Consider the following 15,286-nt stretch of genomic DNA (forward strand, 5'->3'; position numbering starts at 1 on the left):
AAACGTCTGGCTGCTTACACAGCCGGCTGTCTTTTCTTATAGTTTTTGGAAACATCCAAAAAGTTTTCTATTATTTTCAGCCCATTGGGAGTAAGTACGGATTCTGGATGGAACTGCAGGCCATATATCGGGTAGCGAACATGCTCTACAGCCATAATGCTCCCATCCTCGGCCCTGGCAGTAACTTTTATCCCGGGTGCAGGCTCGCCAATTTCAAGGGAATGATAACGTCCTGCTTCAAATGGGCTGTCAAAGGCTGAAAAGAGTGCAGATTCCTTGTGCAGGATCTTCGAACTTTTTCCATGCACTGGCCCGACTTTGCTTCTTCGGACCAAGCCGCCGAAAGCCACATTGATTGCCTGATGTCCGAGGCAGACTCCAAGAAGGGGAATTTCCCTGCCCAGTTCCCTTATAATTTCCAGGCAATTTCCTATATCTCTGGAGTCTGAAGGACTTCCCGGGCCTGGAGAAATAACCAGAGCATCAGGCTTAATCTCCCGCAGTTCTTCCAGGGAAACCGTATTGGGAAGTACCAGAGTGTCTTTTTCGAAATAAGATATGTAATCTACGAGATTCCATACAAATGAATCTTTGTTGTTTATAAAGACCACTTTCATCTGAAAATACCCCCTAATATCACTTTTTCTTTTGTTCTTTCTTCTCTTACTCCTTTTTTTCGCCTTCCTCTTTTAATCTCTCCTTTCCTGGGAATACTGCCTACTGGATCTCGTTCTCGTGAAATATCCCTTAACAATCTTCTCTTCATCTATTCCACCCCAAAATTGTTTTGCAAAAGGCTTTAAATCTCTAAGCCGATAGCCGCAAGCATTGCTGCCATCTTGCGTTCAGTCTCCCTAAATTCATAACCAGGATCGGAATCGGCTACAATTCCTGCTCCGGCCTGTACTGAAGCTTTCTTACCCTGTACAATGACCGTGCGAATCACGATCGCAAAATCCGCGTCCCCGTTCCAGCTGTAGTATCCTACTCCCCCGCCGTAAATTCCTCTCGGAAAGGCTTCAAGTTCGGAGATAATCTCCATAGCCCGAATTTTCGGAGCTCCAGAAAGTGTCCCTGCCGGAAATACCGCCCTGAAAGCATCGAACTGATCACACTCAGGCCTCAGGGTTCCTGAAACTGTACTTTCTATATGCTGGACATGAGAATACTTCAGGACTTTCATGAATTCGGAAACCTTTACCGAGCCGCTTTCCGTGACCATCCGGACATCATTTCTCCCGAGGTCAACAAGCATTACATGTTCAGCCCTTTCTTTTTCATCGTGGAGCATATGCGAAGCAAAGGCTTCATCCTCGGCTTCGGATTTCCCACGGGGGCAGGTTCCTGCAATCGGGTTTATGATAACAGTTCTTTTGTGGACCGTCAGCAGGGTCTCAGGGCTTGCCCCGACAATTGCCAGGTCTCCAAACTCAAAGATATACATGTAAGGGCTAGGATTAATTGCCCGGAGATGTGTGTAGAGTTCAAAAGGTGACTGCTCAAGCCTGAATTCGCGCTTTCTGGAAAGGACTGCCTGGAAGATATTTCCCGCAAAAATGTGCTCTTTTGCCTGGACTACCGATTCCTCAAATTCCTGTTTTCCAGTGCTGCAATCCGAAAAGGACGAGCCCAAGAAGCTCGATGAGCCTGAGAAGCTTGATGAATCTGAGAAGCTTGATGAGCCTGATACTGCTGTTTCTATTGAATTTTCTGAAAGGACAGCCTCCTTCAGTATGGAGCAGAGCTTCTCGGCTTCCAGCAGAGCTTCTTCATAGATTTTTCCGGCATCCGAACCCGGAATTACAAAGGGAGTGATCGCGATATATACTTCTTCAGTCAGATGGTCGAACACAAAGGTTTTCGAAACAAGAAGGTACTGTAGTTCGGGAATCTCTGACTCAAAGCCTTTTTCAACCCCAAGCCAGCTGTCATAAATAGCATCATAAGCCGTATAGCCTATAGCCCCGCCCAGAAAAGTCTGCCTGTCAAAGCGCTGAGCATTCAGGATTCCCATCCCGTTTGCAGGAGGAAAAGCTAGGCGAAGGGCATCAAAAGCATCTTTTCCTTGAGAAATCGGAGCCGTGAATTTTACGCTTCCCAGTTCTGAGTTTTCTTCCTCTGGATTCTCCTCCTCTATGGTTTCACTCCCGCAGGCCTCTTTGATTTTCGACCGAATTTCTTCAAAAAAAGGTAAAGCATTGGGGTTCAGGAGTTCAAGGGAAATTTTCCTGTCACTTATTTTAATTACGGCATCAGGGTCATTTCCAACAAAAGAGTATCTCGCCCGAGTTGCCTGTTTTTCTACGGATTCCAGCAGGTATGAGTAGCCTGAAGTTCCTGAGGTCCGCAGGGTGCGGTAAAGTTCAAGGGGAGAACAGGTAACATTATCGATTCTTGCAAGGAGCTGGATAAAGCTTGGCTGGCCTATTCCAGAAGCAAGATCTTTGAATTCCTCTTTTCCCAAGTCAAAGGAAAGCATTGGCACACCTCACTTCTTCAATAAAACTTTTGATTTTTGCAGCATCTTTTTTCCCGGAGATCTCAACCCCGGATGCCGTGTCCACCGCATAAGGCGAAACAGCCCTGATTGCTTCCCGCACGTTTTCAGGTTTAAGCCCGCCTGCAAGGATCAGGGGAAGCCGCGTTTCTTCTGAGACTCGCTGGCTAAGGGTCCAATCATGTACATAGCCTGTGCCTCCTGGCTTTTCAGGCCTGGCCGTATCAAGCAGGATAGAATCTACAATCTCGGATTCTTCCAGAAGGCTTACCTCTTCAAGCAGGCTTGAGACCGAATCCTGATTTCTCGGCTTCTCGCTTGAAGTTTCTCCCTGTGCAGGTACGGATAGAGTTTTTATGATTGGTATGCCCGTTTTTTCTTTTATTATTTCAAGTTCGATTAGGGGCAGCCTGGAGTGGATCTGTACGATATCGGGTTTTATCTTTTCAATCAGTTTCACGGCCTTATCCGCGTTCTCAGGCATGATAACAAGTACTGAACTCAGAATTTCAGGAACTCTGGACACAAGGTAGGCAGCGGTTTCGGAATCGAGCTTTCTAGGGCTTTCGACAGGAACCTCCGTGATAAACCCAACTGCATCGGCTCCGTAAAGAGCTGCTATTTCGATTTCTTCAGGGCTGCGGATTCCACAGATTTTTGTTCTTGTTTTTACTTTCACTGTCATGCCCTCTCTCCCGAGGCAGGGCTTAATAAGGAAGTTCCGGAGCGCATCGCAATGCTTTTTATCGAAAGACTGCCCTTATTTTTCTGTCTGTAAAATCCTGAAGTATAAGTCCTGAACTGGTTGAATTTTACCATAACCTTTCCGCTGTCAATGGCATCTTCGGCAATAGGAATTGCTTGCCGGATAGAACCCACTATACCGCCTACATAAAGGGCTGCAGCCGCATTCAGGACTACTATGTCTCTTTTTGGTCCTTTCTTGCCTTTGAAAATGCACAGCAGGTCTCTTGCATTTTCTTTTGGAGTGCCTCCCTTTATATCCCCTGGATTTGCCTGCAGCATGCCCAAAGTTTCTGGAGTCAACATATAGGTTGAAACCTTGCCGTCTTTTAACTCCGCAACATAGGTTTCACCCGTATTTGTGATCTCATCCATTCCGTCTCCGTGTACAACAAGGGCATGCTCGGTCCCAAGTTCTGCAAGAGCATGGGCTATTGGTTCGCAGAGTTTTTTATCAAAGACCCCTATCACCTGCCCTTTTGCGCCCGCAGGGTTGGTCAGCGGCCCTAGAATATTGAAAACTGTGCGGACTCCGAGTTTTTTCCTTATCCCTGCAACTCTCTTCATAGCTGGGTGAAAAATTGGAGCCGACATGAACCCTATTCCTATCTCTTCGATTGTTTGCCTGACAGGTTCGGGTTCCAGATCAATTTTAATTCCCAGGGCTTCAAGCACATCCGAACTCCCTGACATTGAAGTGGCAGCCCGGTTTCCATGCTTGGCTATAGGGACGCCTGCAGCAGCAGTAACAATTGCGGCTGCGGTCGAGATATTGATGGTATTAAGGCCGTCTCCTCCTGTGCCACAGGTATCCACAAGCCTGAACGGAGTATTGGGCTGGATTGTGTTTGCAGCTTTCTTCATTCCCCTTACAAAGCCTGCAATTTCTTCGGGCTTTTCACCTTTTGCCCTCATAGCAAGCAGAAATGCCCCGATCTCTTCATCATTTGCAGTACTCAGGATTTTGTCTACTGCAGCTTCAGCTTCTTTGGGGCTTAGATCACGTCCCTCTTCCAGCTTTTGAATGTATCTCTGCATTTTCCCCTTCCTCCCTTTAATTCCTGGTTTCTCCCTTTCCGATTTATCTCAAAATTTTCGCAACTTTTTACGTGCAAGTTTTTACGCGCAACTATTTGCGTTCTTGATTTTTCCGGATCTTTTCTTTCAACTGGCTCTTCTGATACCGGATTTTAATTCCCTTGCAAGGGCTTCCAGCCTTTCGTTTACGTCTTTTCCTTCCTCTATAATCCTGACAAAAGCCGAGCCAACTATGACCGCATCCGCTCCTGCCTCTCGAACTTCTGCAGCCTGCTTCCCTGTAGATATCCCGAATCCCACAGCCTTCGGAATCTCGGTTTCTATTCTGGAAAGCAGCTCTCTGGTCGAGGACGAGACATCCGCCCTAGTTCCTGTGACCCCAAGCCTTGAGACAAGGTAAAGGAAACCTGAGCCTCTTTCCAGAATTTTCTGGACCCTTATCTCGGTTGTTGTGGGTGCGATGAGAAAAATCAGATCAAGCCCATGTTTTTCGCAGTTATTTTTCAGGTCAGCTGCTTCTTCTACCGGGATATCGGGTACTATCAATCCACTTATTCCAGCATCAGCAGCCTGTGCTACAAATTTTTCCACCCCATACTTGAACACAGGGTTGTAATAGGTCATGCAAACAAGGGGAATCCCTGCATCGAGAGTTTTAATAAGCTCAAAATAACGCTCTGTGTCCATACCGGCTGCAAGTGCCCTCTGGCCTGCGACCTGGATGGTCGGGCCGTCCGCTACAGGGTCTGAAAAGGGAAAACCGAGTTCTATGATATCTGCGCCTCCATCCACCAGAGCCTTTACAATTCCCCCGGTTTTTTCTGTGGACGGGTCTCCTGCCATTATGTAGCAAATCAGGGCTCCTTCCTTTCTCTCCCTGAGTTCGGAGAATCTTTCGGAGATTTTTTGCCGTTCCATCTCAGATTCCTCCTCTCAGGCTCAAGACTGTTTCCAGATCCTTATCTCCTCTTCCAGACAGGTTTACAACCACTACCTCTCCCAATTCTCCGGCTTCAGATGCTTTCTTCAGGTAAGCAAGGGCATGGGAAGATTCCAGTGCAGGAATTATCCCTTCAAGCCTGCTCAGTTCATGGAAAGCTTCAAGGGCTTCATTGTCAGTCGCATACCGGGCTGTAACCCGACCGCTTTCGGACAGGTAAGCTAATTCAGGCCCTACTCCTGAGTAGTCAAGTCCTGCTGAGATGGATTCGGATTCAAGGATCTGCCCATTTTTATCCTGCAGAACCTTTGTTCTTGCTCCGTGCAGGATCCCTTCTTCTCCTGCACAGAGGCAGGCCGAGTGAAGAGCGGCTTTTTCCGTACATTTCAGGGCTTTTCCTCCGGCTTCGACAGCAATCAGTTTGACTTCCTTATCCTCGACAAATGGATGGAAAATCCCCATTGCATTACTTCCGCCTCCTGCACAGGCAATAATAGAGTCAGGTAGACGCCCTTCTTTTTGCAAAATCTGTTCCTTTACTTCTCGCCCTATAACGCTCTGGAAATCCCTTACTATTACAGGATAGGGATGAGGCCCCACAACCGAGCCTATAAGGTAATGCGTATTTCCTATGTTAGTGACCCAGTCCCTGAAAGCCTCATTAATAGCATCCTTAAGAGTTTTTGAGCCGGTTTCCACGGGTTTTACTTCAGTGCCCATGAGTTTCATGCGGTAGGCGTTCATCTGCTGCCTTTTGACGTCCTTGGCCCCCATGTATACAACAGTTTCAAACCCGAGGTTCGCCCCTGCCATAGCCGTTGCAGTCCCATGCTGCCCTGCACCTGTTTCGGCTATAAGCCTGGTTTTCCCCATATATTTTGCAAGCAGGGCCTGCCCTATGGCATTATTTAACTTGTGGGCTCCTCCGTGCACAAGGTCTTCCCTTTTAAGGTAAATCTTTGACCCGTATTTTTTGCTCAGATTCGGGGCAAAATAGAGAGGTGTTTCTCTGCCTGCAAAATCTCGCAGATAATGGTCAAGCTCGGCAAGGAATCCGGGATCGTTTTTATATCGCTCGTATCCTTCTTCCAGTTCTTCTAAAGCCGGCATGAGCACTTCGGGTACGTACTGTCCTCCGTATTTCCCGTATTTTCCTTTTACCTGGCCTGTCTCACCAATTTTCGAACCTGAGAGCTCATTTAAACATGAGTCTTTTGTAAGAAATTCTAAAACTTTAGTTTCTGTCAATTCAATTACTCCCTTATCTTTTTGATATAACCTGTAACATGACCTGATATCGTGCCTGAAAGCACAGTTTTTGGTCTCGTTATTGAAGCAAAATTTCGTTTTGAGTAATTTTGAATGAATTTTGAATGAGTTTTGAGTCAATTTTGAGTCAATTTTGAGTGGATTTTTCATCCCGTCCAGCAGGTTGAAAGCTCCGAAAAGTCTGAAAAAACAGTTATTAACGCCAACCAGCGCTCTGGACGAATTCTTTCGTTTTATCAAAAACAGAAGCACTTTCCATAAGCGCAGAGCCTATCAGCACGGCATCTGCACCTGCCTGGATTACTCGTCTGACATCTCCAGGATTTTTCATCCCGCTTTCGCTTATTATAAGATGCTTGGTCCCGTGATCGAGGTCACATTCCCTTATAAGGAGAGCCAGCTCTTCTGTAGTACCGAGATTGATTTTGAGGGTTTCAAAGTCTCGGTTATTTATTCCTATTAATCTGGCACTCGTTTCCAGAGCTAAATCGAGTTCTTTTCTGTTGTGAACCTCTACTAGAGGCTCAAATCCTTTTTCAAGGGCAAGCTCTACGAACTCTCCGAGTTCTTCCTCAAGAATATCTGCAATCAGAAGCACAAGATCACTTTGAGCTTCTTCAAGCTGTACCCTATCAATAATGAAGTCTTTTCTCAGGACAGGCAAGCATACTGCATTTCGAACTGCATCCAGGTTTTCAAGTGAACCTCTGAATACTTCTGGCTCGGTCAGGACCGATACTGCAACTGCTCCAGCCTCTTCCATTTCCCATGCAAGCTCTGCAGCCGTTGTAGGCGGAATGTCCCGAAAAGTTCTACCTGGCGATGCTGGCTTGACCTCTGCAATTACAGGTATCCGTCCGTCGGCTTTCGCATCTTCTACCACTGAGAAAAAATCCCTTTTCTCAAATTTCATCCCCGGGCCTTCACGGTATATCTGTGGCCCTAAAGCCTGAATACGGGTTTTTGTTGTGTTGAGGATATGAAGAATTGAAGAGTTCATTATTTACCACTAACGTATATTTATGTACATCAACGTCTAATGACGTGCTTTGTATAAATAGGTTTTGGATAAGGAGGATGAACAGACACAGCAAACTCCTTGAATGAAATCATTGAAAATTTTCCCTTTAAAAAAGATAAACCCATTCGCTCAATTAAGCTTATTTCGGGTACCTGAAACGTGCCTTTTCTTCATACTTTTCCATGCAATGTGTTACTTGTGAAGATTAGCAAGCGAAAATAATAAAACAAAAATAATAAAATAACTACTATTCTGACGTTCCCAATCAAAGATCATCAAACAGCAGATGAAATGCCTGCAAATCAGTTAAGTTTCTGCTAGCTCATTTCACTGATGCTTACTTGAGTGCCATGGCGAACGTTATTTATATATTAACCAGATGTATGCTCCAGATTGAGGTTCACCCGTGGAAACAAAGACCATTAAAGTTAGTGCTGAACTCTACGAAGCCCTCGACTTTTGTAGAGATAAAAATAGTGATAGTGCGTGGGAGTCTAAGAGCACGATAATTACAAAATTACTAGCTCGATACGATGACACCTGCCAGCTTATACATGAAAACGGTAGTTACTGGTTCATCATTAACGGCAGGAAAAGGAGTTTTCCGGAAATCTCGCATACTACGGAAAATGTGAGAATCACGCAGAATCTTCATGACAGACTCAATGAAGCGAAAATCCACCCTGATGAGACAATAAATACCGTCTTGCAGCGTCTGTTGTTTTCGTACTATGGCAACAAACTGGTATATCAGATTAACATAAAATCCACCAGCAACAAGGACAGCCAGGACTTAATCTTTTTCATGCATGAACTATTGATGACAGAACCAAAATTTAACAATGCGCTGTTTGTTGAAGTTGTAAGTGTGGGAAATTGCCCGGAAAGAAAAAGCAAATACGACGAAAATACGTTACCACTATCAATATTGTACGATTTTGAGGACCATGAGATGTGGCGCATGGAAGGGAAGCATAATTTGGATGAGGTGAGAAGAAAATTAGAGTCATTTATCGATTCGTTAGAAGAGTTCATTGATTAACATGCGGCTGAAGCTTGAAAAGGCAATTTTCCTTACCTAACTCAGAAAGCTTTTGAATTTTTCTATTTTGTGTTGTAGAGTTAATGTACTTTATATGGTTACAGTCCTTTCTGGGCATTTTAACTATAAAAATCCATATTTTGAACCTTAACTGTATTTCTTTTCAAGAAGATTCACGATCGTAGTTTTTCTTGCAGATCGCCAAAAACAAAATTAATCTGCCGACAGGAATATCGGCTTAAAATAATCAGCATCAATCTGAATATTTATCTAAATTTGCTTAATAGGCCCACAAGTTTAGTAATTTCCTCTGATTTTAATGTCGAAGTTTCACTCAAGAATTTCTGTCATTGATTTTAAGCTTTTGAACATATCCACAATCATAGGTGTGGTGCTCTCAGGCTCTCCAATGGTTGAGTTGGCAGCTTTGATCATGCTGTCTGGATATTTGAGGCTTGCATTAAGCTGTGCCATATTTTCATTTAAGGAGATCAGGGACTCTTTCATCTCACTCAAGTTTTCAGGATTCGATTCCAATACATCGAGTATAGAATCCGCTGTTGCTATGCCTGCCTCTGTCCCTTCGATTGTAGGCTGCAGAGATGGGTATTCCTCGACACGAGAGTTAAGGGTCCCGTTTATGAGGTTAAGGTCAAACATTTGAAGCATGGATATAAGAAACCGGAAGTTCAGGCCTATTTCCTGATCAATTAATTCAGTTTCATTATACATTGATGCGAAATCTGTTTTATCTTTTTCGTCTTCTAAATTGACATCTGCCTCCTCAGTTAATGCTAATGAAATTAGAAGAGCTGAAAGCACAATCAAAAGGCTTGTAGCTATCCTCAGGTGAAAAATATCTAGTTTCTTCGTAATAATTTCCCCCACAATTACTTTTTGCAGTTTAGTAAAACTACTTCCCAATAAAAATACACTGAATTGTCTATAAAAATGTAATCTTTCATATAAATTATTCAAGCAGGTAGAGAACCTTCATGAAGAGGAATAAATTACCAAAAAATTCTTAGGACTAAAATACTAAGAAAAATGTGCTCTATGGAAGATTTGCACAAATATGAGGAATTATGCCCGAAATTACTGTTTTGCAGCTGTATTTTTAGTGAAATGAACTGTAAACTATGGAATAAAGGAAAGTAAGGAATTGCAAGCCTTTTTCAAATGGAGAAAAAGCGAGGACTATATAAGACTATAAATGCACTCAAATTGGATTAAAGAACAGTAAATGATGCTTTCAGCGCTGGGTCAATAAACAACATCAATTCCCATTTTTTAAATTATAGTCTATAAAAGATAAACACTCAGGCAAGAAATTTCCTTAAACAATGTCAATGAAGTATATTCTATCCTCACCGAATCGAGGAACAAAAAGCTAGAGACAATATAGAGACAATATTAGGTATACCCTGAAAACAACGTCAACAAAATTTAATAGATTATATAATTTTCATAAATTTTTATGATAAGGATAAATTCTTCGGCTATTTTTATTTATTCTCTAGTTGTATACATTTATGCCTCTTATGAAAATAAATTTAGGTTTATTATTTTCTATATACAGAGACGTCAAAATGATTCTAAAAGTTAATTATTGTAATTGTCACTGATAAATTTACATCAACGGATTTTAAGAATCAATCGTACAAGAATCAATCGTATAATAGTGAATATAATGGAAGGCTAACATGAAGAAATCAGTTATATTACTGATCTTGCTTGTGTCAGTACTCTTTACGGCTGGATGTGATGAAAACTCCCAGAATAATTCCACAAACTTTGGAATAAGTGCGGATAATAATGTTGTTGTTATAACCCAACTGGAGCAGATAAACACGTCCCTTCAGAAAACTCCTGTATTTGTGAAAATAGGAGCTAGATGGTGCCCAGAGTGCCGGTCTTTAAAGCCCGTCCTTAAAGAACTAGCAGCAAAATATCAAGGAAAAGCAACTATTGCGTCCGTAGATGTAGACAAAAGTCCTGAACTTGGATACTATTTCGATGTAGAAATTATTCCTTACTCCTTTGTGATTGTTGGCATTGAAAATGGAACATATGTCTATATGCAAGAGAATGGGAATGTCAGCACGGATATATCCCAGGCTAGGTTTGTTGGACGAAATGACACTGATGAAGAAATGTTTAAAAAAGTCCTGGATCTTGCCGTCATTCAACAGGAGAAAAACAAATCCAAATGAAAAGCATGTGACTAATAGACTTAATCTTAAAGTCCTAATATAAAAACGGAAAATCTTAAAGTCTGAATATAAAAATCGGAAATTAAAGTTTAAGATAAATCCCAGAGTTTCAGATCAAGACCAAAGAGGATAGTATGGTTTGTCCAGTGTGTGTGGTTGGAGGTATTGGGTTTATTCTCAGTAAAATTTTTGGGCTCCCTGATGTTTTTGTTTCTTTCGTGGTTGGGATGCTGGCTACTTCGATGGCTTACTGGGTAAACCATATCATGGTAAAAAGATGGAAGAAAAGGAAAGGTCAACTTGTAGCACTCAATATCCTGTCAGGAATTATGTTTTTGTATTCTCTAAAATTGATTGGCTTGTGGTGAGGTAAAAAATACATTTTCAAATTTCACGTAATTATTTCAGTCATAAACCCATTTCTCGCAGTAAAATTCATTTTTTCATAATTTTGCATCACGGTATAATGTTATCCATTTTAGTCCTGTCCATAAATTATTGATTAATTCTAAAAATAGACTTTTGCCGTCTCGCTTTCGGGTTTTGATCAAACTTTTCTTGAAAGTTTGTGATAAGCCTTTTTAAAAGGTATGACGCGTAGCCCAAAATGGAACTCAAATAAATGAGCCTTTCATCGCGTTGGAAGTCAGTTTTTGATAATCATAAATCTGCTCTCCTGACTCAGCTAAATATCTTCATTATAATTCAGCCCTCTTGAGCGAACGAAGTGAGCGAAAAGGGCTTCGTGCTCCCGAAGCGAAATTCGGGTAGCGAAGCATTTACATGTAAGGTAAGCATAAAGTGCACGAAAAGCCGACAAAAAGACAGGCGAAAATAAAAATAAAATTGTATGACTGGCAGAGGAAAAGCAATGGCTGTATGGAAAGGAAAGAAAGTGGTTCTCCATACCACTATGGGTGATATAACAATCGAGCTTTTTGAAGACATGCCGATTACAGCGGGAAATTTCGCAAAACTCGTGGAGAAGGGCTTCTATGACGGAGTTATTTTCCACAGGGTTATTGACAAATTTATGATCCAGGGCGGAGACCCGACAGGCACAGGCATGGGTGGACCAGGCTACGAGATTCCTGATGAATTCACGAGCCATAACCGGAACGACAAGGGTACCCTATCCATGGCAAACGCAGGCCCGAATACAGGTGGAAGCCAATTCTTTATCAACCTTGTGAACAATAATTATCTCGATAGGATGCATCCTGTCTTTGGAAAAGTGGTGGATGGCATGGATGTTGTGGATTCCATAGGAAAAGTGAAAACTGACCGCCAAGACCGCCCGAAAACCGAAGTAAAAATCATAAAAGCTGAACTGGTCTGAAATTTCTTATACTTCAGGATAAACTTCAGGATAATTCCTGCCTTTTATTTTTTCATTTTCCTACCTTTCTATTTTTTACGTTTTTTATTTTTTTCTACTTTCTATTTTTCTACTTTCCTTTTTTATCCTTGTTTATTATTTTTAATCTTTAAATCTGATGATTTCTTCTATGTAGTTTCTAAATCCTTCTTTCTGACAACTAGTTCTGATTATCATTTCTGATCACATTTTCGGATACAATGATAAAAAATCCCGCCTAATAAGAATATAATTTCTTTTATCGGAGACTGAAGCCTGCTGAATGTTCACAGGAGAAGAGATTTTTGTGTGGGAAACAGAAGAGGGATTGGATTTTCTGGCAAGTGAGACTCTTAAAGTCAGGTATCTGCGTGAGAAGGAAAAAGATTGGGAGGACGTTTGCGAGAGAGTTGCAAAGGCAATTGCAGTAACTGAGGAAGAGTATGTCGATTTCAAAGATCTCATGATAAGAAAGATTTTTCTTCCTAGCTCGCCCACGCTCATGAATGCGGGCACCGAATTTGGACAGCTTGCAGCCTGTTTTGTAATTCCTGTGGAGGACAAAGTTGAGGAAATCTTCAATTCGATTAAAACCGCAGCTCTGATTCAGAAAACCGGAGGAGGTACAGGTTTTAATTTCTCTAAAATATGCTCTGATAGTCCTCTCAGCCCCTGTGGTGACGACGTAACGAGTGGTCCTGTAGCTGTCATGAAACTTTTTAATCAGGCAACTGAGGTCGTAAAACAGTTTGGAAGGCGTCGAGGTGCCAATATGGGCATCCTTGAAATTTCCCACAATGATATCCTTTCTTTCATCAGGGCAAAGCATGTAGAAGGAGAATTGAGCAATTTTAATCTCTCGGTTATGGTTCCTGATGCTTTCATGGAACTTATTGAAGCAAATAAGGTTGGTGAGGTTTGGAATCGGCAAACAGGCGTGACGGTCGGGTGCATATTTTCCGAAATTCTTGATGGAATCTGGAGAAATGGCGAACCTGGTATTCTTTTTTATGACCGCATAAATAGGGATAACTTCACGCCTGCACTTGGTGATATCTCGGCCACAAACCCCTGCGGGGAAGAACCGCTTCTTCCTTTCGAAGCCTGCAACCTAGGCAGCATAAATCTCTCTCTTTTTGTTACGGATGGAAAAATAAACTGGGACCTTCTCAGGGAAGTAGCCGGAAAAGCTACCCGCTTTCTTGACAATGGAATTGATAAAAATATATATCCTGTTCCGGAGATTGAGGCTGCAACCAAAATGACCCGTAAAGTAGGGCTTGGGGTAATGGGCTTTCATGATATGCTTCTGAAACTTGGGTTGCCCTATGACTCACAGGAAGCCTTCAAGCTTGCGGAAAAAGTTATGGAGCAAGTTACTTCGGCTTCAATCCGAGAATCAAGAAAGCTTGCTTCGGAAAAAGGGGCTTTTCCGGAATATGAGGACTCCATGTGGGAACTTCCTATGAGGAATGCTGCATTAACCGCAGTTGCTCCGACAGGTACGATCAGCATTCTTGCCGGTTGTTCGGCAGGAATTGAACCTGTTTTCAGCTGGGTATACAGGCGGACCCATACCGTAGGCAGGGAGTTTATGCTTGTTCACCCATTTTTTAAAACACATTTCAAATCGAAAATGCCGGAAGCTGACTATAACTGGCTTCTTGAACATGTCTATAAATACGGTACCTTGCAGAATATGGAAAATCCGAAACTTGTAAGCAAAGAAGAAAAGCAGCTTTTCAGGTCCGCACTTGATATTGACTGGAAGGCTCATATTGATATGCAGGCCGCATTTCAACGGCATTGCCACGCTGGAATTTCGAAAACTATCAATATGCCTGGTTCCGCAGTAAAAGAAGATATCAAACAGGCTTTGATTTATGCCTGGAAACAGGGGCTAAAGGGGCTTACTATCTACAGGACAGGAAGCAGGCAGCATGTGGTACTCAGCCTACAAAAATCTCAAAACTGAATCTGAGACTCTAAAAACCTTTTGTGATCTCAAAATTGAATTTGGAGCCTCTAAATAAATCTGTGTTTTCAACAGTATAATAAATATTACAAAGTGTTATCTTACTAAAAATATATATACATTTAATCACTCTAAATAATCTATGACTGAAGCTTATAAACATTATTTTGAACTGCTAATAGCCTGCATCATTTACGGTACCGTCGGAATCTACATGCAACATCTGGAAGACATGTCCATAGGCTCAATTATTTTCTACAGAATATTCTTCGGACTCACAGCCGTTTTATTTTATCTTGCAATTTCCGGGAATTTGAGCCAACTCTCTCTAAAAAGAAAGAAGAAGTACCTGCTTCTTCTAGGATTATTGTATGTTTTTCAAATGTTTTTTTATTATTCGGCAATTCGTTATCTCGGAGCTTCTTCAGCCGTTCTGCTGCTTTATACGGATCCGATTTATCTGACTATTCTTGCCCCTCTGCTGCTGGGTGAAAAGAACACAGGAAAAACTATTTTTGCTCTTTTCCTTGGCCTGATAGGAGTCTTCTATGTAACAAGGCCGGAAGGAGGTTTCGAACAGCTTGAATTTGGCAGTAATTATCTTAAAGGAGTGCTTTTCGGACTTACAGGAGGGCTTTTTAGCAGCGGCGTAATAATCTCGGTTCGCTATCTCAGAGATGAATACAACGGGCTTACCCAACTCTTCTGGCAGAGTGCAATCAGCCTGTTCTTCCTTTCACCCTTTGCATTTTCCGTTCCACGGGATGTGCTGACCACAAACCTTCCAGTCCTTATACTCTTTGGGGTACTGATTACAGGTATCGGGGCAGTGTTTTATATAAGGGGTGTAACAGGCGTGAGCGCTATTACGGGCAGTATCCTTACTCTCCTTGAGCCGGTTTCCTGCATATTCTTTGACTACACGGTACTCGGAAGCCCGATTCACAGCGGGATGATTACTGGTTGTATTTTCATCCTTGCTGCGGCAATTGTAATAAGCTTCGATAATTCGGTTTCACTGAAAAAATTAGTTTTCCGGGACAAAATAGCCATTAACAAAAGGGCCGTTGTCAGGAAAAAACCGGTTTTAAGGGCACAGGGTAAATAAGATTTTACCTTTGAGCTTATCTTTCCTTTTTCTTCTTTTTCCTTTTTCTCTTTCTTTTCTTTATCTTTCCTTCTTATTTCCC

Annotated in this window: 15 protein-coding genes; 6 read left to right on the forward strand and 9 right to left on the reverse strand. The window is 42.3% G+C overall.

Annotated features, from left to right (window positions below; all coding sequences use genetic code 11):
* Window positions 1–14: 14 nt before the first annotated feature.
* The 8 genes from BP861_RS09900 to BP861_RS09935 form a co-directional block, all read right to left on the reverse strand.
* Window positions 15–617, reverse strand: a complete 603-nt coding sequence (locus tag BP861_RS09900) for an aminodeoxychorismate/anthranilate synthase component II (RefSeq protein ID WP_292374849.1) — start codon at window positions 615–617, stop codon at window positions 15–17.
* On the reverse strand, window positions 614–766 hold the full coding sequence (locus BP861_RS09905) for a hypothetical protein (protein WP_292374850.1): 153 nt from the start codon (window positions 764–766) through the stop codon (window positions 614–616). Before BP861_RS09905 ends, BP861_RS09900 begins: the two co-directional genes overlap by 4 nt.
* A gap of 33 nt (window positions 767–799) precedes the next feature.
* On the reverse strand, window positions 800–2,479 hold the full coding sequence (gene trpE, locus BP861_RS09910) for an anthranilate synthase component I (protein ID WP_292374851.1): 1,680 nt from the start codon (window positions 2,477–2,479) through the stop codon (window positions 800–802).
* Window positions 2,466–3,182, reverse strand: a complete 717-nt coding sequence (locus BP861_RS09915; RefSeq protein ID WP_292374852.1) for a phosphoribosylanthranilate isomerase — start codon at window positions 3,180–3,182, stop codon at window positions 2,466–2,468. The genes trpE and BP861_RS09915 overlap by 14 nt, the downstream gene beginning before the upstream one ends.
* A complete protein-coding gene (gene trpD / locus BP861_RS09920; protein ID WP_292374853.1) occupies window positions 3,179–4,279 on the reverse strand; it encodes an anthranilate phosphoribosyltransferase in 1,101 nt (366 codons plus the stop codon). The genes BP861_RS09915 and trpD overlap by 4 nt, the downstream gene beginning before the upstream one ends.
* A gap of 126 nt (window positions 4,280–4,405) precedes the next feature.
* Window positions 4,406–5,197, reverse strand: coding sequence for a tryptophan synthase subunit alpha (gene trpA / locus BP861_RS09925; protein WP_292374855.1), 792 nt, complete (start codon window positions 5,195–5,197; stop codon window positions 4,406–4,408).
* Window position 5,198: 1 nt separating this feature from the next.
* The gene (trpB, locus tag BP861_RS09930; RefSeq protein ID WP_413788522.1) at window positions 5,199–6,467 is read right to left on the reverse strand and encodes a tryptophan synthase subunit beta; all 1,269 of its coding nucleotides are present in this window, start codon (window positions 6,465–6,467) and stop codon (window positions 5,199–5,201) included.
* 217 nt (window positions 6,468–6,684) lie between these two features.
* A complete protein-coding gene (locus BP861_RS09935) occupies window positions 6,685–7,488 on the reverse strand; it encodes an indole-3-glycerol-phosphate synthase (RefSeq protein ID WP_292374856.1) in 804 nt (267 codons plus the stop codon).
* A 427-nt stretch (window positions 7,489–7,915) separates the two neighbouring features.
* Here BP861_RS09935 and BP861_RS09940 point away from each other — a divergent pair, with 427 nt between their 5' ends.
* Window positions 7,916–8,551 carry a hypothetical protein gene (locus BP861_RS09940; protein WP_292374858.1) on the forward strand — a complete coding sequence of 212 codons (636 nt, stop codon included), beginning with the start codon at window positions 7,916–7,918 and terminating at the stop codon, window positions 8,549–8,551.
* Window positions 8,552–8,881: 330 nt separating this feature from the next.
* Here BP861_RS09940 and BP861_RS09945 read toward each other — a convergent pair whose 3' ends face one another.
* Window positions 8,882–9,439, reverse strand: a complete 558-nt coding sequence (locus BP861_RS09945) for a hypothetical protein (RefSeq protein ID WP_292374859.1) — start codon at window positions 9,437–9,439, stop codon at window positions 8,882–8,884.
* An 815-nt stretch (window positions 9,440–10,254) separates the two neighbouring features.
* Here BP861_RS09945 and BP861_RS09950 point away from each other — a divergent pair.
* From BP861_RS09950 to BP861_RS09970, 5 genes are all read left to right on the forward strand, one after another.
* Window positions 10,255–10,764, forward strand: a complete 510-nt coding sequence (locus BP861_RS09950) for a thioredoxin family protein (RefSeq protein WP_292374860.1) — start codon at window positions 10,255–10,257, stop codon at window positions 10,762–10,764.
* Between the two features lie 134 nt (window positions 10,765–10,898).
* Complete coding sequence (locus BP861_RS09955) at window positions 10,899–11,132, forward strand: hypothetical protein (protein ID WP_292374862.1); 234 nt, start codon at window positions 10,899–10,901, stop codon at window positions 11,130–11,132.
* Between the two features lie 503 nt (window positions 11,133–11,635).
* Complete coding sequence (locus tag BP861_RS09960; RefSeq protein ID WP_292374894.1) at window positions 11,636–12,103, forward strand: peptidylprolyl isomerase; 468 nt, start codon at window positions 11,636–11,638, stop codon at window positions 12,101–12,103.
* Between the two features lie 325 nt (window positions 12,104–12,428).
* Entirely contained in the window at window positions 12,429–14,096 is a 1,668-nt protein-coding gene (locus BP861_RS09965) for an adenosylcobalamin-dependent ribonucleoside-diphosphate reductase (protein ID WP_292374864.1), read from the forward strand.
* 142 nt (window positions 14,097–14,238) lie between these two features.
* Entirely contained in the window at window positions 14,239–15,204 is a 966-nt protein-coding gene (locus BP861_RS09970) for a DMT family transporter (RefSeq protein WP_292374865.1), read from the forward strand.
* Window positions 15,205–15,286: the final 82 nt, after the last annotated feature.

Origin of the sequence: Methanosarcina sp. UBA411, assembly GCF_002495725.1 — an archaeon.
Taxonomy (GTDB): domain Archaea; phylum Halobacteriota; class Methanosarcinia; order Methanosarcinales; family Methanosarcinaceae; genus Methanosarcina.